General features: G+C 67.3%; 15 protein-coding genes and 2 pseudogenes. 11 read left to right on the top strand and 6 right to left on the bottom strand.

From position 1 onward, the window contains the following. Positions 1 to 24 precede the first annotated feature (24 nt). The 7 genes and pseudogenes from kduI (at position 25) to E1H18_RS07310 (ending at position 7,108) form a co-directional block, all read left to right on the top strand. Positions 25 to 864: a 5-dehydro-4-deoxy-D-glucuronate isomerase gene (kduI, locus tag E1H18_RS07330; RefSeq protein ID WP_172265427.1), complete on the top strand. Its 840-nt coding sequence runs from the start codon at positions 25 to 27 to the stop codon at positions 862 to 864. A 132-nt stretch (positions 865 to 996) separates the two neighbouring features. Continuing rightward, positions 997 to 1,755, top strand: coding sequence for a 2-dehydro-3-deoxy-D-gluconate 5-dehydrogenase KduD (gene kduD / locus E1H18_RS07325; protein WP_172265424.1), 759 nt, complete (start codon positions 997 to 999; stop codon positions 1,753 to 1,755). 144 nt (positions 1,756 to 1,899) lie between these two features. Beyond that, positions 1,900 to 4,626, top strand: coding sequence for a phosphoenolpyruvate carboxylase (gene ppc / locus E1H18_RS07320; RefSeq protein WP_172265421.1), 2,727 nt, complete (start codon positions 1,900 to 1,902; stop codon positions 4,624 to 4,626). A gap of 323 nt (positions 4,627 to 4,949) precedes the next feature. Further along, a pseudogene (locus E1H18_RS27265) lies at positions 4,950 to 5,096 on the top strand (hypothetical protein); the annotation flags it as partial. Positions 5,097 to 5,165: 69 nt separating this feature from the next. After that, a pseudogene (locus E1H18_RS27260) lies at positions 5,166 to 5,327 on the top strand (hypothetical protein); the annotation flags it as partial. After that, a complete protein-coding gene (locus tag E1H18_RS07315; RefSeq protein WP_172265418.1) occupies positions 5,321 to 5,995 on the top strand; it encodes a bifunctional 4-hydroxy-2-oxoglutarate aldolase/2-dehydro-3-deoxy-phosphogluconate aldolase in 675 nt (224 codons plus the stop codon). The pseudogene E1H18_RS27260 and the gene E1H18_RS07315, both read left to right, overlap by 7 nt. A gap of 6 nt (positions 5,996 to 6,001) precedes the next feature. Next, positions 6,002 to 7,108, top strand: coding sequence for a sugar kinase (locus E1H18_RS07310; protein ID WP_172265415.1), 1,107 nt, complete (start codon positions 6,002 to 6,004; stop codon positions 7,106 to 7,108). Positions 7,109 to 7,121: 13 nt separating this feature from the next. Here the strand turns inward: E1H18_RS07310 and E1H18_RS07305 are convergent, their stop codons facing one another. Beyond that, entirely contained in the window at positions 7,122 to 7,349 is a 228-nt protein-coding gene (locus E1H18_RS07305) for a hypothetical protein (protein ID WP_172265412.1), read from the bottom strand. 623 nt (positions 7,350 to 7,972) lie between these two features. Next, complete coding sequence (locus E1H18_RS07300; protein WP_172265409.1) at positions 7,973 to 8,284, bottom strand: DUF1244 domain-containing protein; 312 nt, start codon at positions 8,282 to 8,284, stop codon at positions 7,973 to 7,975. A gap of 70 nt (positions 8,285 to 8,354) precedes the next feature. Between E1H18_RS07300 and pip the strand changes: the two genes are divergently transcribed. Both pip and E1H18_RS07290 read left to right on the top strand, forming a co-directional pair. Continuing rightward, on the top strand, positions 8,355 to 9,440 hold the full coding sequence (pip, locus tag E1H18_RS07295) for a prolyl aminopeptidase (RefSeq protein WP_172265406.1): 1,086 nt from the start codon (positions 8,355 to 8,357) through the stop codon (positions 9,438 to 9,440). A gap of 95 nt (positions 9,441 to 9,535) precedes the next feature. Continuing rightward, positions 9,536 to 10,279, top strand: a complete 744-nt coding sequence (locus E1H18_RS07290; protein ID WP_194247891.1) for a hypothetical protein — start codon at positions 9,536 to 9,538, stop codon at positions 10,277 to 10,279. Here E1H18_RS07290 and E1H18_RS07285 read toward each other — a convergent pair. From E1H18_RS07285 to E1H18_RS07270, 4 genes are all read right to left on the bottom strand, one after another. Further along, positions 10,276 to 11,508 carry a PQQ-dependent sugar dehydrogenase gene (locus E1H18_RS07285; RefSeq protein ID WP_172265403.1) on the bottom strand — a complete coding sequence of 411 codons (1,233 nt, stop codon included), beginning with the start codon at positions 11,506 to 11,508 and terminating at the stop codon, positions 10,276 to 10,278. The two genes, E1H18_RS07290 and E1H18_RS07285, sit on opposite strands and share 4 nt — an antisense overlap. Before the next feature lie 60 nt (positions 11,509 to 11,568). Further along, complete coding sequence (locus tag E1H18_RS07280) at positions 11,569 to 12,627, bottom strand: oxidoreductase (protein WP_172265400.1); 1,059 nt, start codon at positions 12,625 to 12,627, stop codon at positions 11,569 to 11,571. Between the two features lie 73 nt (positions 12,628 to 12,700). Next, positions 12,701 to 13,999: an MFS transporter gene (locus tag E1H18_RS07275; protein ID WP_172265754.1), complete on the bottom strand. Its 1,299-nt coding sequence runs from the start codon at positions 13,997 to 13,999 to the stop codon at positions 12,701 to 12,703. 11 nt (positions 14,000 to 14,010) lie between these two features. After that, a complete protein-coding gene (locus E1H18_RS07270; protein WP_172265397.1) occupies positions 14,011 to 14,832 on the bottom strand; it encodes a fumarylacetoacetate hydrolase family protein in 822 nt (273 codons plus the stop codon). Between the two features lie 217 nt (positions 14,833 to 15,049). On the opposite strand from E1H18_RS07270, the gene E1H18_RS07265 reads away from it, so the two are divergent. Together E1H18_RS07265 and E1H18_RS07260 are read left to right on the top strand one after the other, a co-directional pair. Further along, complete coding sequence (locus tag E1H18_RS07265; RefSeq protein WP_172265394.1) at positions 15,050 to 17,566, top strand: ATP-binding protein; 2,517 nt, start codon at positions 15,050 to 15,052, stop codon at positions 17,564 to 17,566. A gap of 98 nt (positions 17,567 to 17,664) precedes the next feature. Beyond that, complete coding sequence (locus tag E1H18_RS07260) at positions 17,665 to 18,033, top strand: BlaI/MecI/CopY family transcriptional regulator (protein ID WP_172265391.1); 369 nt, start codon at positions 17,665 to 17,667, stop codon at positions 18,031 to 18,033. Positions 18,034 to 18,043 lie beyond the last annotated feature (10 nt).

The raw sequence follows: 18,043 nt of genomic DNA, 5'->3' as shown, positions 1-18,043 counted from the left end.
CCCATCTTCGGAGGAGGCTTTTCGATGTTCGCCAAGACCTATCACGCCACGCATCCGGACATGATGTTCGCGGTCAGCAACGATGACCTGCGCGATCGTTACCTGATGCAGGACCTGTTCCAGGACGGCCAGATCGTGCTGACCTACAATCACGCCGAACGCTTCGTCGTCGGCGGGGTGGTGGCGACCACGGCCGTCAAGCTGCCCGACCAGACCGAGCCCGCCTCGGCCGCTGGCCATCCGTTCCTCGAGCGCCGCGAGCTGGGCGTGATCAATGTCGGCGACACCACCGGCAAGATCACCGTCGACGGCGTCGTCTACGAGATCGTGCCGCGTGACGGCCTGTACGTCACCATGGGCGCCAAGGACGTCACCTTCGAGGGCGTCGAGGGCGCGGCCCGCTTCTATCTGGTCAGCCTGCCGGCCCACGCCGCGTTCGAGACCAAGAAGCTGGCCTTCGCCGACGCCATCCCGCTGGAGCGCGGCGCGCTGGAGACCAGCAACGAGCGGACGATCTATCAGTACATCGTCCCGACCACCTGCAAGTCGGCACAGCTCTTGCTGGGCATGACCGTGCTGAAGCCGGGCAGCGTGTGGAACACCATGCCGCCCCACCTGCACGACCGTCGCTCGGAGGCCTATTTCTACTTCGGCCTGGGCGAGAACGACCGGGTGTTCCACTACATGGGCGAGCCGGACGAGATGCGTCACATCGTGATCGCCAACGAGGAAGCCGTCATGAGCCCGCCGTGGTCGATCCACATGGGCTCGGGCACCGCCAACTACACCTTCATCTGGGCGATGGGCGGCGAGAACCTCGACTACACCGACATGAACGTGCTGGACATCTGCCAGCTGAAGTAGCGGCGCAAGCCGACGCGCTTTCGACCTGTCATCCCGGGCGAAGCATAGCGTAGACCCGGGACCGCCCAGCGCGCTTGCGGCGGTCCCGGCTTTCACCGGGATGACGACATCTTTGATCAGGACATAAGAACCATGGCCAATCCGTTCAGCCTCGAAGGCAAGGTCGCGCTCGTCACCGGCGCCAACACCGGCATCGGCCAGGGCATCGCCATCGCGCTCGCCGCCGCCGGCGCCGACATCGCCGCAGCGGGCCGCAGCGAACCGACCGAAACCCAAGCCGCCGTCGAAGCCCTGGGCCGCAAGTTCCTGTCGATCAAGGCCGACTTCGGCTCGACCGAACCCGTCCAGCGCGTGGTCGACGAGACCGTGGCCGCGTTCGGCAAGGTCGACATCCTGGTCAACAACGCCGGCATCATCCGTCGCGCCGACTCGATCGAGTTCAGCGAAGCCGACTGGGACGCGGTGATGGACACCAACCTGAAGGTCGTCTTCTTCCTGACCCAGGCCTTCGCCAAGCAGGCGCTGGCGCAAGGGACGGGCGCGAAGGTGATCAATATCGCCTCCTTGCTCTCGTTCCAGGGCGGCATCCGCGTGCCGTCGTACACGGCCGCCAAGTCGGGCCTGGCCGGTCTGACCAAGATCCTGGCCAACGAGTGGGCGACCAAGGGCATCAACGTCAACGCCATCGCGCCCGGCTATTTCGACACCAACAACACCGAGGCCCTGCGCGCCGACCAGGACCGCAACGCCGCGATCCTGGCCCGCATCCCGGCCGCCCGCTGGGGCCGTCCCGAGGACATCGGCGGCGCCGCCGTGTTCCTGGCCTCGTCGGCCGCCGACTACGTCCAGGGCATTACTCTGCCCGTGGATGGCGGCTGGCTGGCCCGCTAACGAAAGAAAAGCGCGCCAATCCACATTGGTAGCGCAACCATCTTGCCGGACGGGTTTTCCCGTTCGGTGAAGCGCGCTAGACGGCGCCGCGACGTCAACGCTCGCGGCGCCGTCTTTGTTTTTGCAGTGCCCCGGAGGTCGTTCATGCCCCTGTCGATCGATGTCGACCGTCCCACCAGCAAGCATGTCCGCCAGAACGCCAATCTGCTGAGCGACCTGTTGTCGGAAGCCATCGCCTATCTGGAAGGCGAGGAAGCTGCCGCCCTGGTCGCCAAGGCCCGCAAGGCCGCCTCTCGCGAGGACGTGGCCAACGGCGACGCGCCGATGCTGGACCAGGTGTTCGGCGACCTGTCGAACGAGGAGGCCGTGTTCCTGGCCCGCGCCTTCGCCAGCCACTCGCTGCTGGCCAATATCGGCGAGGACGTCGCTGGCCGCCGCCGCCACGCCGAGGTCGACGCCCAGCCGGGCGACGAGCGCCCCCGCACCCTGATCGACGCCGTCCGCATCCTGAAGGAACACGGCAAGACCGACGCGGACCTGGCCAAGATCTTCGCGGCCATGAACGTGGTGCCGGTGCTGACCGCTCACCCGACCGAAGTGCGCCGCCGCAGCATGGTCGATCGCGAGACCGAGATCTCGCGCCTGATGGCCCTGCGTCGTCACCATCTGCCGCCGGATCTGGACGCCGAGATCCGCGAGAGCCTGTTCCGCGAGATCGCCCTGATGTGGCGCACCCGTCTTTACCGTCCCGAGCGGATCACGGTGAAGGACGAGATCCGCAACGCGCTGTCGATCGTCCGCACCTCGATCCTGCCGGCGATCATCGACCTCTATGGCGACTGGACCCAGAAGGTCGGCGAGCACGGCCACCTTGCCCCGCTGCTGAAGATGGGCAGCTGGCTGGGCGGCGACCGCGACGGCCATCCCGGCGTCAATGGCGAGACCCTGAAGCTGGCCTTCGCCAGCCAGTCCCGCGTGATCTTGGACTGGTACGCCGGCGAGGTCCGCAAGCTGTGGTCCAACTTGGCCGTCTCGACCGCCTACACCCCGGTGTCGCAGGAGCTGCTGGCCCTGGCCGCCCAGACCCGGGACCCGTCGGTCCACCGCCTGGACGAGCCCTATCGCCTGGCCCTGGAGCTGATCTTCGACCGCCTGACCGCCGTCTCGCAGAAGCTGACCGGCCAGCCCGTCGCCTTCGCCAACGGCGACACCGACGTCGAGCCCTATGGTCACCCGGACGCCTTCGTCGCCGACCTGTCGGTGATTATCGACAGCCTGGAGCGCAATGGCGGCGACCGTCTGGTCGGCACGGCTCTGCGCACCCTGGTCGAGGTGGCCAAGGCCTGCGGCTTCCACCTGATGAGCCTGGACCTGCGCCAGAACGCCGACGTTCACGAGCGCACCCTGGACGAGCTGTATCGCCGCGCCGGGGCCGGCGCCGGCGTCGAGTACCTGAAGCTGGACGAAGAGGCCCGCTGCAAGGTCCTGATCGAGGAGCTGTCGCATCAGCGGCCTCTGGTCTCGCCGTTCACCGCCTACAGCGAGGAAACCGCTAAGGAGCTGGCCACGATGGAGGCCGCCGCCCAGGCGGTCCGCGACTACGGCCACGGCTGTCTCGGCGCCTACATCATTTCGAAGGCCGCCACCCTGTCGGACATCCTCGAGCCGCTGGTGCTGCTCAAGCAGGTCGGCATGGTCTGGGGCGGGGCCGCGCCGCGGGCTTCGGTCAAGGTCGCGCCGCTGTTCGAGACCATCGGCGACCTGGAGAACGGCCCGGCCGTGCTGCGCCAGTGGCTTGAATTGCCGCTGAGCCGGACCATCCTGGGCGATCGGCCGGTGCAGGAAATCATGCTCGGCTACTCCGACAGCAACAAGGACGGCGGGTACGTCGCCAGCCGTCGCGGCGTCGCCACCGGGGCCTCGGCCCTGGCTTTCGAGGCCGACCGGATGGGCGTCGGCCTGCAGCTGTTCCACGGCCGCGGCGGCAGCGTCGGTCGCGGTGGCGGCCCGGCCGCCGAGGCGGTGATGGCCCAGCCGGCCGGCACCGTGCAGGGCCGCATCCGCATGACCGAGCAGGGCGAGATGATCGCCCGCCGCTTCGGCGACCAGCCCACCGCCCGCCGCAACCTGGACGGCCTGGCCGCCGCGGTGCTGATGGCCAGCGAGCGCCCGGCCAGCAAGCCCGATCCCAAGGTCGAGGCGGCGATGACCGCCCTGGCCGAGGCCTCGTTCCACGGCTTCCGCGCCCTGGTGTACGACGACGCCGCGTTCGAGGACTTCTTCTGGTCGGTCACCCCGATCAGCGAGATCGTCGGCCTCAATATCGGCAGCCGTCCGGCCAGCCGGACCGCCAGCCGCAAGATCGAGGACCTGCGGGCCATTCCGTGGGTGTTTTCCTGGTCGCAGAGCCGCTTCATGCTGCCCGGCTGGTACGGCTTCGCCTCGGGCGTCGAGCGGGCCGGTCTGTCGGTCGAGCAGCTGCGCGACCTGGCCGGCAATTTCGACTTCTTCGCCTCGCTGCTGTCGAACATGGAGCTGGCCCTGGCCCAGAGCCACATGGGCATCGCCAGCCGCTACGTGGACCTGTCGCCCGACAAGGCCGACGCCCAGCGCATCTTCGCGACCATCCAGCGCGAACACGAGGCGGCGACCGGCCTGGCCCTGGCCATCCGCGGCGGTTCGACCCTGCTGGACAACCAGCCGGACCTGGCCGAGTCGGTGGCCCTGGCCAGCCGCTCGGTGGATCCGCTGAACCACCTGCAGCTGGAGCTGCTGTCGCGCCGCCGGGCAGGGGACCAGGACGAGGAGCTTCGTCTGGCCATCCAGCTGACCGTGGCCGGCATCGCGGCGGGCCTGCGCAACACCGGGTGACTTGAAATCCGATCTCCCCGGCGAAAGCCGGGGCCCAGGTCGAACCGACTGCATTGACCAGTTTGAAGGGCGGATCTCGGGTCAACACCAGCTGCTCCGGATGAATCTGGGCCCCGGCTTTCGCCGGGGAAACGGGGGAGGGCGCCGGATGGGAATTCAGGTCCCCTCGAAATATCCAAACCTGATGAATTTCAAAGTCTTGCCGGCGCTCAAAACCTAGCTTTACGGCGCTTGCGCGAACCGGCGGTTTCTGTTTATCTGCGCTCTGACACCGGTGGCGAAGTGGCTTGGCCAATTCTCCTGTCTTCAGTGACACCGGTGTCATACGTTTCGGTTCAGCGTCGTGGTTGGCCGTCTCGTTTTGCGGCTCTTTGAGCTCGCTCCTGCGCAAACTTTTGGGGCGTCGGCGAAATCCGACGCCCTCAATTTTGCGTCTGAGGCGGGCAAGGGGAGCTGACGGAAAACGCAAGGGGAAGGAAGCCGGGGCCAGAGGTCCTTGCGCGGAACAGCGAGCGACACAGCTCCAGATCCGCGCCCAAATCCGCCTTAGTTTGACGTTGCGGCAAGCCCGGTGTGGCGCGCGCGCGCAACGCGGTCTAAGGGAACGCCCTGAGCCAGTTCCGGCGAAAAATTGCTCGCGCGGCGACCCTATCGGCGGTTCGCGCAATAACGATCCTTCGGGAAGGGAATTGAGATGGTGAAAGATCGTATGGCGGTTCTGACCGCGATCATGGACCAGGGTGTGATCCCGGTTTTCTATCACCCCGACGCCGAGGTCTGTAAGAAGGTGATCCAGGCCTGCGCCGACGGCGGCGCGCCCTGCATCGAGTTCACCAACCGCGGCGACTTCGCCAGCCACGTCTTCTACGAAGTCACCAAGCACTTCGCCGAAGCTGATCCGCGCGTGATCATGGGCGTGGGTTCGATCGTCGACGCCCCGACCGCCGGCATCTACATCGCCAATGGCGCCAAGTTCATCGTCGGCCCGATCCTGAACGCCGACGTCGCCAAGGTCTGCAACCGTCGCAAGATCCCGTATTCGCCGGGCTGCGGTTCGGCCTCGGAAATCTCGTACGCCGAAGAACTGGGCTGCGAGATCGTCAAGGTGTTCCCCGGCTCGTCGGTCGGCGGCCCTGACTTCGTCAAGGCGGTGCTGGGCCCGATGCCCTGGACCCGCATTATGCCGACGGGCGGCGTCGATCCCGACGAAGCCTCGGTCAAGAAGTGGTTCGGCGCGGGCATCGTCGCCGCCGGCATGGGCTCCAAGCTGATCACGCAGGAGCTGCTGGATGCGGGCGACTACGCCGGCATCACCGCCAAGGTCCGTGAGACCGTCGATCTGATCAAGAAGGTTCGTGGGAAGGCCTAAGACCAAATGACCGACAACATCCTGAACATCCGTCCGGAATCGGAAACCAAGTGGGACTGCGCGTCCTTCGGTGAAGTCATGCTGCGCTTCGACCCGGGCTTCGGCCGGGTTCGCAACGCGCGCCAGTTCAACGTCTGGGAAGGCGGCGGCGAGTACAACGTCGCCCGCGCCTTCAAGAAGTGCTGGGGCAAGCGCTCGACCGTCGTCACGGCCCTGCCGAACAACGACCTGGGCTGGCTGGTCGAAGACCTGATGATGCAAGGCGGCGTCGACCAGTCGCACGTCATCTGGCGCGACTTCGACGGCCTGGGCCGCAACACCCGCGTCGGCCTGAACTTCACGGAAAAGGGCTTCGGCGTCCGTCCGGCCCTGGGCTGCTCGGACCGTGGCCACACCGCCGCCTCGCAGATCCGCCCCGGTGAAGTGAACTGGGAAAAGCTGTTCGGCGAAGAAGGCGTTCGCTGGTTCCACACCGGTGGCATCTTCGCCGCCCTGTCCTCGAACACGGCCGAAGCCGTAATCGAAGCCGTGGAAGTGGCCCGCAAGTACGGCACCGTCGTCTCCTACGACCTGAACTACCGCGCCTCGCTGTGGAAGTCGCAGGGCGGCAAGGAAGGCGCCCAGAAGGTCAACCGCAACATCGCGCAATACGTCGACGTGATGATCGGCAACGAAGAAGACTTCACCGCCTGCCTGGGCTTTGAAGTCGAAGGCCTGGACGAGCACATCAGCTCGATCGATCCGGCCAACTTCAAGAAGATGATCGAGACTGCCGTGAAGCAGTTCCCGAACTTCAAGGTCGCCGCCACCACGCTGCGTAACGCCAAGACCGCCTCGGTCAACGACTGGTCGGCGATCCTGTACGCCGGCGGCGAGTTCTACGCCTCGATGATGCGCGAGAACCTCGAGATCTACGACCGCGTCGGCGGCGGCGACGGCTTCGCCTCGGGCCTGGCCTACGGCTTCATGGAAGGCAAGGGTCCCCAGGCCGCCGTCGAGTACGGCGCGGCTCACGGCGCCCTGGCCATGACCACCCCGGGCGACACCTCGATGGTGAAGGCCGCGGAAGTCGAAGCCGTGATGAAGGGCAAGGGCGCGCGGGTCATCCGCTAGTCCGCCAGGACTGTCATCCCGGGTCTTCGCCCGGGAGGACAACATTGGAACAGCCCTCGGCCGCATGGCCGAGGGCTTTTTCATGGGCGATTTGCTGGCGCTGTTGCTCGATCAGGTCAGCGACATAGGCGAACCGCTCCTCGAGCTGGTGATAGAGCCACACGCATTGGCGGATGTGGCGACGGCGAGAGCGCGTCTCGCCGGCGAAACGCTCGGGACGGGGCTTGCGGGGGTGGGGCATCCAAACCTCCAGGCATGACAGATCGGCTCGCGGCGGAAGCCGCGAGGGCGGACGGGGAGGGATGCGGAGCGCCGGACAGCGTCCGGAGCAGGGAAGTGGAGTACCGTTTCGACGAAGCCAGACGCTCCGCGCGACCGTTATCCGCCAGCGACCCGCCGGGTGGCCCTGTTCAGGCCTTAACGGGACCCGGATCCGGCTGTTTCCAGCAGGCTCCGACGGTCGAAGAGGACGGGCTTACGCCAAGGACGCCCTTTTGCCTTCGACCACGCCGGCGGCGGGCGGGCCTGGTCAGCGAACCAGATCCCCGGACCGTCCGAGTATCCCCCTCAGACCTGTCCCCGCTCGACCGCCTCCCGAAGCCGCGAAGGTCGCTGGCCGCGCGCCCTCCCCAGTGCTTCGAGGTGGGTAGAGGATACGTCAGGTTTCGGAGGGGAGGACGGAACGGCGGGAATGCTCGTGATGCGCTCGTGAGTGTGACTTTGGCTCTGAGCCAAAAACACCCGTCATCCCGGGCCTTGTGCCCGGGACCCCTGGTTCAGTTCACACGTGAGCGCGAATTTCCGCTCCTCGCTTGCCGGGGATATAGGGTTCCCGGGCACGAGGCCCGGGATGACGAGGAAGCTTTACGAGCGCTCGCCGCGCAGCTTCGCGTTCAGCGCCACGCTTTCCTCCATCCGCGCCAGCTGCTCCGGGCTGGCCGGCGCCTGGTGCTTGGCCTTCCACTCGCTCTGCGGCATGCCGTAGATCGCTTCGCGCGCCTGGGCCTTGTCCAGTGTCCCTTCCGAGGCTTCCTCGACCCAGTCGCCCAGGCAGTTGCGGCAGAAGCCGGCCAGGCCCATCAGGTCGACGTTCTGGGCGTCGGTGCGCATGCGCAGGTGCTCGACCAGGCGGCGGAACGCGGCGGCGGCGTGGCGGTCTTCGATCTCGTTAGGCATGGGCTTTGATCCGTCTTCAGGCCGCATTTGGTCTAAAGACTATGACGATCTCATACGACAGGATTCGACCATGGATTTCGCGGCGCTGCGCAAGACCAGCAAGGTCACGACCGAATGGACCTACCCGCAAGGTCAGGCCCTGCGCACCGGCTGGCTGCGGGTCGACACCGCGCCTGATCACGAACTCTACTGGGAGGAATACGGAAACGCCGACGGCGAGCCGGTGATGTTCCTGCACGGCGGACCCGGCGGGGCGTGCGCGCCGGTGATGTCGCGGTTCTTCGATCCGGCCCGCTACCGGGTGATCCTGTTCGACCAGCGCGGCTGTGGCCAGAGCCGCCCGACCGTGGCCGCCGACGGTCCGGAGAAGGCCCTGGCGCACAACACCACCGACCACCTCGTGGCCGACATCAACGCCCTGCGCGAAGCGCTGGGGATCACCGGCAAGATGCACGTCTTCGGCGGCAGCTGGGGCAGCACCCTGGCGCTGGTCTACGCCATCCGCAATCCGGAGAAGGTCGCCTCGCTGATCCTGCGCGGCATCTTCCTGGGCCGGCAGGAAGACCTGCTCTACATGTACCAGGGCAACGCGGCGACGTTCGAGACGCAGCCCTACGCCCTGACCGAGCCGGGCGCCTACATCACCTATCCCGAAGAGTGGAAGGCCTTCGTCGAGGTCATCGCGCCCGAGCAGCGCGGCGACATCATGGGGGCCTACAAGGCGATCTTCGATAGCCGTCCGTCGACGGACGAAGGGCGCGAGCGCCAGCTTCAGGCCGCCGTCGCCTGGTCGGTCTGGGAAGGCACGATCTCGAACATGATCCCGGCCGCTGCCGACCCGGGCAAGTTCGGCGAGGCCGCGTTCGCGCTGTCGTTCGCCCAGATCGAGGCCCACTTCTTCGCCAACGACCTGTTCCTCAAACCCGACGAGATCACCGATGGGGTGGGGGCGCTGAAGGACGTGCCGGTCCACATCGTCCACGGCCGCTTCGATCAGGTGTGTCCGCTGACCCAGGCCTCGCGCCTGGTCCAGGCGCTCAACGCGGCGGGTACGCCGCCGGCGACCTATGTCCGCACCGACGCCGGCCACAGCGCCATGGAAGGCCAGACCGTCCTGGCCCTGACGGCGATCATGGACGGGTTGCCCCGGATCTAGAACCCAGACTGCGGATCACGATCCCGCGCCGAACGGAACGGCGCGGGCGATTCCCGGGTTGTTTCGGCGTGAGACAACAGCGTGAGCGCCGGACAATGACTTCGCCCCTTCGCATGAGCCGGTATGGCATGGCGACCGTGGCGCTGTGTTTCGGCGTCGGCGCCAGCAGCGCGGCGCTGGCCGGCAAGCAGGCCAAGCCGCCACAGACCTCCGCTGAGGCCAACAGCGAGAACCTGGGCTCGGCCGTGGTGGCGCCGTTGCGCGACATCAATGTGGTGCGCTCGCAGATCCCCGACCTGCTGAAGACGGCCATGGCCGATCCCTATGCGCCGCCGGCTACCGGCTGCGCGCCGCTGAAGACCGAGATCGACAATCTCGACGCCGTGCTGGGCGACGACTACGACGACCCCAAGGACGACGGCAAGAACGACCCCGAGGCCGGCGGTCTGTCGCGCCCGGTTATGGGCGTGGTGGCGCGCACGATCACCGACGTCATCCCGATGCGCGGCTGGGTGCGCCGCCTGACTGGGGCCGAGCGCCACGACCAGCTGGTGCGTGACGCAATCAAGGCGGGTTTCGTGCGTCGCGGCTATCTGAAGGGCCTGCAGAACGCCGGGACCTGCAAGGGCGACCGCCTGGTGTTCGTCTCGGCCAAGGCCGCGCCCAAGCCGGTCTTCGTGGCGGCGGAGCCCGTCCCGCCGCCCGCGCCTGTGCAGGTGGCCGCGCCGGAGGTCCCGCCGCCGGCGCCGGTTGCTCCGCCGGTCGGCAGCATCCCGTTTGGTCCGACCCAGCCGCCCCTGAACGTGGTGGCGACGGCCGCCGAGGTTCCGGGCTTCTAGCCCTTGGGCGTGATCTTGATCAGCTTGCCGTCGCCTTCGTCGGTCAGGACGTAGATCGCCCCGTCCGGCCCGGCCACGACGTCGCGGATGCGCGCGCCGATGTCGGAGAACAGGCGTTCCTCGCCCACGACCTTGTCGTCCTTCAGCACCAGGCGGGTGACGTTCAGGCCGGCCATCGAGCCGATCAGGACGCTGCCCTTCAGGGCCGGGAAGAGGTCGCCTTCGTAGAAGGTCATGCCCGAGGGCGCGATGACCGGATCCCAGTAATAGACCGGCTGCTCGAGGCCGGCCTTCTGGGTGAGGCCGTCGCCGATCGGCTGGCCGGAATATTCCTGGCCGTAGGTGATGGTCGGCCAGCCGTAGTTCTTGCCCGGCTCGGGACGGTTCAGCTCGTCGCCGCCCTGCGCGCCGTGCTCGACGGTCCAGAGGCGGCCCTGGGGATCGAGCGCGGCCGACTGCAGGTTGCGGTGTCCCAGCGACCAGATCTCGGCCTTGGCGCCGGCCTGGCCGATGAAGGGGTTGTCCGAGGGGATCGAGCCGTCGGCGTTGATGCGCACCACCTTGCCCAGGGTCCCGTCCAGCTGCTGGGCCTGGACGCGGCCGGGGCGCACCGAGCGCTCGCCGGTGGTGACGAAGAGCTTGCCGTCCTTGGCGAACACCAGGCGGCCGCCGAAGTGCAGGCTGGACTTCATCTTCGGCGCCTGGCGCCAGATCACCTGGACATTGTCGAGCTTGGGGGCGGGGCCCAGGCTCAGCTTGCCGCGCGCCACGCTCGTGCCGTTGGCGCCGTCCTGTTCCTCGGAGAAGGCCCAGTAGACGAGGCCGTTGTTGGCGTAGTCGGGATCGATCGCCACGCCCAGCAGGCCGCCCTGGCCCGAGGCGTACACGGCCGGCAGGTTGGCGACGGCGGGCGACAGGGCGCCGTCCTTGCCCACGACGCGCAGACGGCCGGCGCGCTCGGTGACCAGGATCTCGCCGGTCGGCAGGAAGGCCAGGCCCCAGGGGTGATCCAGGCCGCTGGCCACGGTCGTGTACTGGCCGACAGTGTTGGAGTTCAGCCCCGGCGCCCGGGTCTGCCCTGCGAGGGCCGGCTTCTGGCTGCTGGCGTTGGCGGGTCGGCTCTCGACGGGCGCGGCGGCGCCGGCGGCTTGTCCCGGCTGGGCGGGCGCGGGGCCGCAAGCGGCGAGCACGACGAGGGCGGAGGCGGCGGTGAGCAGGATCTGGCGCATGCCGGAGGTTAAGCCGGTTTCGCCTGTAGCGGCTACCCGTCTGGACGTGACGTTTCTTTGCTAGCTGACCGCCAGCTCCCGCCGCTCGTCGCTCGCTCGCTGGGCCAGTTCCAGCAGGTCCATCATGCGCAGCGCGTCCTCAATCGGAACCGGCGACGGGGCGCCGTGCAGGATCGCCTCGCGGACCCCGGCATAGAAGGTGCGGTAGCCGGCGATCTCGGGGCGGACGTCGGCGCGGATCTGGTGGTCGTCCTCGACCGTGACCAGCACGCCGTGCCGGCTGTCGCGGCCCCAGCCGGGCGCGCCGGGGGTCATGCCGGCCTTCAGCTGGGCCTCCTGCGGGTCCAGGCCGTGCTTGAGATAGCTGCCCTTGGTCCCGTGCACCGCCAGCCGCAGGTCGGAGGCCGCCGTCAGCAGGCTGCCGTGCAGGATGGCGCGCAAGGTCGGATAGCGCAGCACCACATGGAAATAGTCGTCGGCCCCAATTTGCCCAGATGGGCCCTCGCGCTGGACGCCGATGTCGGCCGAAACGCCCAGCGGCTTGCCGAACAGCACCAGCGCCTGATCCAGCAGGTGCGGCCCCAGGTCCATCCAGGCCCCCGAGCCCGGACCGGCCCGCTCGCGCCAGCGGTCGCGGACCTGCGGGCGGAAGCGATCGAAGTGGCTCTCGTACTGGACCACCTCGCCCAGGGCGTCCTCGGCGATCAGGCGCTGCAGGGTGAGGAAGTCGCTGTCCCAGCGGCGGTTGTGGAACACCGCCAGCAGCTTGCCGGCGGCCTGGGCGGCGTCGGCCATCTGGCGGGCCTGGGCCGCATCGAGCGCGAACGGCTTGTCCACGACCACGGACTTGCCGGCCGCGAAGGCCGCCAGGGCCTGGGGCGCGTGCAGGGCGTTGGGCGTGGCGATGACGACGAGGTCGATGGCGGGATCGGCCAAGGCCATGTCCAGCTCGGCCACGACCCGCGCGTCCGGGAAATCGGCCGCCACCTTGGCCGCGTCGCTGGACACCACGGTGTGCAAGGTCAGCCCCGGCGTGGCGGCGACCAGCGGAGCGTGGAACGTCTTGCCGACATAGCCGTAGCCGATGAGGGCGACGTTCAGGGGAGGGGAGGCGGTCATGCCGCCTTGCTAGCACGAAAAAGGCCGGGGATTTCTCCCCGGCCTTCGTCGTCTCGATAGAGGGTGACGATCCTTAGATCTTCACTTCTTCCATCTTGGGGCTCAGCAGGTGCACGACCAGCAGAGCGATCAGGTAGGCGCTGCCGGCCACGATGAAGATCGGCGTGTAGGTGCCGATGCTCTCGAGGACCTGGCCGATGTACTTCGAGAACACCATGCCGCCGAAGGCGCCCAGCATGCCGCCGATACCCACGACCGAACCGACCGCGCCGCGCGGGAACACGTCCGACGGCAGGGTGTAGAGGTTGGCCGAGAAGCCCTGGTGGGCCGCGGTGGCGATACCGATGATCAGGACGGCCAGCCACAGGTTGTCGACATTGGCCGCGAACATCACCGGCACGGCCAGCAGGGCGCAGATCAGCATGGTGATCTTGCGCGACTTGTTGATGCTCCAGCCCATCTTCATGAAGTTCGACGACAGCCAGCCGCCGCCCACGCTGCCGACGTCCGACAGCAGGTAGATGGCGATCAGCGGCGGACCGAACGACTTCAGGTCCAGGCCATAGCGCTTGCCCAGGAAGTCGGGCAGCCAGAACAGGAACATCCACCAGATCGGGTCGATCAGGAACTTGCCGAGCGAATAGGCCCAGGTTTCCTTCTTGGTCAGCAGCTTGGTCCAGGCGATCTTCTCGACCGGGTCGGCCGGATCCTGCTCGATATGGGCCAGTTCGGCGGCACCGAGCTTCTTCACTTCGCGCGGACGGCGATAGACCAGCAGCCAGATCGGCAGCCAGATCAGGCCGGCCAGACCGGTGACGATGAAGGCCATCTGCCAGCCCCAGGCCAGCACGATGCCCGGCACGACCAGCGGCGTGACGATGGCGCCGATGTTGGTGCCGGCGTTGAAGATGCCGGTGGCGAACGCGCGTTCCTTCTTGGGGAACCACTCGGCCACGGCCTTGATGCCGCCCGGGAAGCCGCCGGCTTCGCCGACGCCCAGGCCCATGCGGGCGAAGATGAAGCCGTTGAGGCCCCGTGCGCCGGCGTGGGCGATGTGGGCCAGCTGCCAGATCAGGAAGGCGATGCCGAAGCCCCAGCGGGCCCCGATCTTGTCCATGATCTTGCCCCAGGCCAGATAGGCGATGGCGTAGGACATCTGGAAGTAGAAGACGAGGTCGGCGTAGTCTTTCTCGTCCCAACCGAACTCATGCGAGAGGTTGGGCTTCAGCAGACCGATCGTCTGGCGATCGACGTAGTTGATGACCATCGCCGCGAACAGCAGCGAGACGATGATCCACCGATACCGTCCGATCTTCTCGGACGGCGCGGGCGCTTTGGAAAAGTCCACCATGGACACGCTTTCCTTCCCCAGGGGTTTTCTTTTTATTTGGCCGGAACGGCGACGCACTCGATGACGCCGTAGGGGCCAAAGTCAATCTTGGCCACGTCGCCGGCGACCACGTCGTGGATGCCGGTGGTCGCGCCGGTGGTGACGATCTGGCCCGCTTTCAGCGGCTTGCCGCGCGAGGCCACCAGGCCCAGCAGGAAGGCGAAGGCGGCCAGGGGCGTGCCTGGAATGGTCGCGGCCGTGGCCTTGCCCAGCGACACGCCGTTGATGATGGTCTCGACCGGCATGTCTTCCCAGGCGACGTCGCGCCAGTTGGGAATCACCTGGCCCAGGATCTGGCCGTCGTTGTTGCCGAAGTCCGACGACACGACCGGCGGGCCCAGCTTGTTGATGGTGGCCAGCGGGCTGCCGGCGATCTCGACGCCGACGATCACTTCGCCCACGTACTCGGCGGCCTCTTCGGCGGTCCACTCGGTCTTGTCGGCCGGAGCGTCCTTGCCCACGCGGATGATGAACTCGGCCTCGACGGCGCAGAAGCCGCCTTCGATGGCGCGGTATTCGTTCGGAGCGCCGACCTTGGCGTCCTGAACCTTGCTCTTGAAGATGCAGCCGGCCAGGCGCTCGGCGCCCAGGCGTTCACGGTGCTGCGGCGGGACGAGGCCCACCTTCCAGCCGACCAGTTCGTCGGGCCACAGGTCGATGGCGATGTCCTGGACGGCATAGCCTTGCGCCATGCTGTCGGGAATCACGTCGCCCGGATAGCCGGGAACGAAGACGCCTTCCTGACGGGCCTTTACGAATTGGGGAGCGATCGCCGCAGGGGTGAAAACCTTGCTGTCGGCCTCAGAAACGGTCACGCCGTAAATCCTCCCTCGATACTTCGGTACAAGCCCCGCTTGGCGGGTTTGTCACGTGTCTAGTGGAAACCGGTGTCATTGACAATGCGGCCGTTAACGGACGCGGAAGGGGCGATCACGCGGGGGAGGAAGGGCGCGCGCAGAGGGCTGTTTCAGTCCTGGACGGCGCCACGTACGATAATCTTTCGGTGACAACTCAACTTGTAGCGTTCGTCGAATGAAGAGCATGCTTAACGCCATCCGCCTATGCGCGCTTTCGTTCTGTATCGTGCTGTTTTCGGCGTCGCTGACCTGGGCTTCTGCCGGATCCGTTTCGCCGGTTGCTCAGAAAGATCCGCCCAGCGCCGCGGTGGCTCATGCCCGCCGCGTTGAGCAGCGGGCGTCTCGCACCAGTTTCGCTGCGTTGGAGGCGTTCGGCCGCGCCGCCATCCAGCGCCAGGACGCCGAAGGCCTGAGCCGCCTTCAGCACGTCACCTGGATCATGATCAACCAGGAAGACTTTCCGACGGCCGAGCGCTGGAACGCGGCGCTCAAGCAGTCGGCCGAGCGCCAGAAGAGCGCGCCCTATCTGGCGATCGCCCAGGCCAACGCCCTGCAGATCGCTCACTTCCGCGACCACAACGTCACCTTGGCCCAGATGCAGGCTTTGGCCGACGCCCAGACCGACTGGCTGGCCAGGGCCGTCGCCCAGACCGGCGTGGCGCGCATGCTGATCGACGAGCGGCGCAATGGCGACGCCATCCGGCTGCTGGCGCAGGTGATCCCGACCATTCCCGAGGATCAGGCCGGCGTCGCCAGCGTCGCCGCCTCGGCCTGGGACCGGGTCTCCATCGCCCACATGATGGTCGACGACGTTCCCGGTTATCTCAAGGCGATCGACCGGACCGAGGCCTACATGGCCGCGTCCGACTATCCGCGTCCCGACTATGAGTCGGTCTACAATCTGGCCCAGTCGCTGGGCTTTCTGGGCCGCTACGACGAAGCCTCGATCTTGGTCCAGACCTATGCCCGGCTGGCGGCGCGGACCAACACCCCGACCTCGCGAGCCTATGCCGCCAATCTGTGCGCCTATGCGGCCACGGCGCGTGACGACTGGCCGGTGGTGCTGCAGTGCCTGGCGCCGTTCGGGCCCGACCTGGCCGCGCCGGAAGTGGTCGCCGACATCATGCTGCCGCAGCGCGCGGCGGCCTATGCCCGCACGGGGCAGGTGGCCCTGGCCCAGCGCGACATGGCCGAGATCGACAAGCGGGTCGCCGCGGGACGCATGGTCGCCGGCGGGGCCGTGAAGCGCGCCCGGGCCGAGCTGATGATCGCCCAGGGGAACTATGCCCAAGGCGTGCCCCTGCTGCGAGAGTACCACCTCGATCGCTTCCTCAAGGCCTCGAAGTCCGCCGCCGCCGCCATGGAGCAAGTGGTCGTCGGGATCGACGAGCAGCTGAAGACCGCCACGGACCAGAACGCCCTCAAGGCCAAGGTCATCACCACCCAGCGCTGGCTGATCGGCCTGACGATCGTGCTGGCGCTGGGCGCGGCGCTAATGTTCTGGCGGCAGCGTCAGCTGAGCGCTCAGCTGGCCCTGGCCGGTCGCCGCCTGCAGGAGGCCTATGACGCCAAGTCGGCCTTCTTCGCCAATATGAGCCACGAGATCCGCACGCCTCTGAACGGGGTGGTGGCCATGGCCGACGCCCTGGGGCGCATGGCGCTGAACGACCAGGCCGCGCACATGGTCCGGATCATCGCCTCGTCCGGCGCTACCCTGGAGCGGCTGCTTTCCGACATCCTCGACAGCGCCAAGATGGAGGCGGGTCAGATCGAGATCGAGGTGATCCCGTTCGACCTGGGGGAAACCGTCGGCGAGATCGAGGCGCTTTGGACCCAGGCCGCCCAGAAGAAGGGCGTGACGGTCGAGGCGCGCCTGGACCCTGTCGTCGACCGTTGGGCCATGGGCGATCGCGTTCGACTGAGCCAGGTGCTGAACAACCTGGTCAGCAACGCCCTGAAGTTCACGGCCGAGGGGCAGGTCATTCTTACAGCCGCCGCGGGGCAGGGCGATCGTATCCGGTTCACGATCAGCGACACCGGGGTGGGTTTTGACGCCGCGCAGAAGCAGAAGATCTTCGAGCGGTTCCAGCAGGCGGACGGCTCGATCACCCGGCGCTTCGGCGGCACGGGCCTTGGCCTGTCGATCTGTCGCCAACTGGTGGACCTGATGGGCGGCGAGCTGGATTGCGACAGCACACCGGGCGAGGGCTCGCGCTTCTGGTTCGAGATTCCGCTGCCGCCTGCCGAGGCTCCCGCGGCCGCGCCGGATGACCAGCTGCCCCCTGAAGAGGCGAGCGAGCATGCGCTGAAGCTGTTGATCGTCGACGACCATGTCGCCAACCGCACCATCCTGGGCATGCTGCTGGACGACGACTCCACCGAGCTGCACTACGCCGAGAACGGCCAGGAGGCGCTGGACGCCTTCGCCGCCGACACCTTCGACGTCGTGCTGATGGACATGCAGATGCCGGTCATGGGCGGCTTGGACGCGACGCGCGCCATCCGCGCCCTTGAGGCCGAGACGGGGAGGGCCCGGACGACCATCGTCATCTTCTCGGCCGACGCCAGCAGTGAGGATCAACGGCGCGGTCGCGAGGCCGGTGCTGACGGCCACGTCGCCAAGCCGGTCGTTCTTGAGCGTCTGCTGGAAGGCATCAACCTGGCTTTGCAGCGGAACCGAGGGACGACCTAGGCCGGCTGTCCGGGCATTCTCACCCGGCCAGAGCCGCATGTGCTTGACACCCGTAATAGCGGGTATAGCGTCCGGCGAGAATTACGGATGTAAGCGTCATGCACATCACTTCCGCCGAAGCCCAGGTCATGGAAGCGCTCTGGCGCCGCCACCCCTTGTCGGCCGACGAACTGGTCGCCGAGGTCGGGGCCGCCCAGAGCTGGGGCGACGCCACGGTCAAGACCCTGATCAATCGCCTGCTGAAGAAGAAGGCGATCAAGTCAGAGCGGGCCGAGGGCAAGCATGGCTATCGCCCGCTGGTCGAGCGCGAGGCCTATGTCCAGACCGAGAGCCAGGGCCTGCTGGACCGTCTGTTCGACGGCCAACTTGCGCCGCTGATCAGCCACTTCGCCCAGCACCGTCCGCTGAAGGCCGATGAGGTCGAAAAGCTGAAGACCCTGATCGCGGGCCTGGAAGAGAAGCGCTAGCCCCGCGGCC

It is taken from the genome of Caulobacter sp. RHG1 (assembly GCF_013181195.1).
Lineage (GTDB): Bacteria > Pseudomonadota > Alphaproteobacteria > Caulobacterales > Caulobacteraceae > Caulobacter.
Note: the sequence above shows the minus strand (reverse complement) of the source record. Positions and strands in the feature narration are given on the sequence as shown.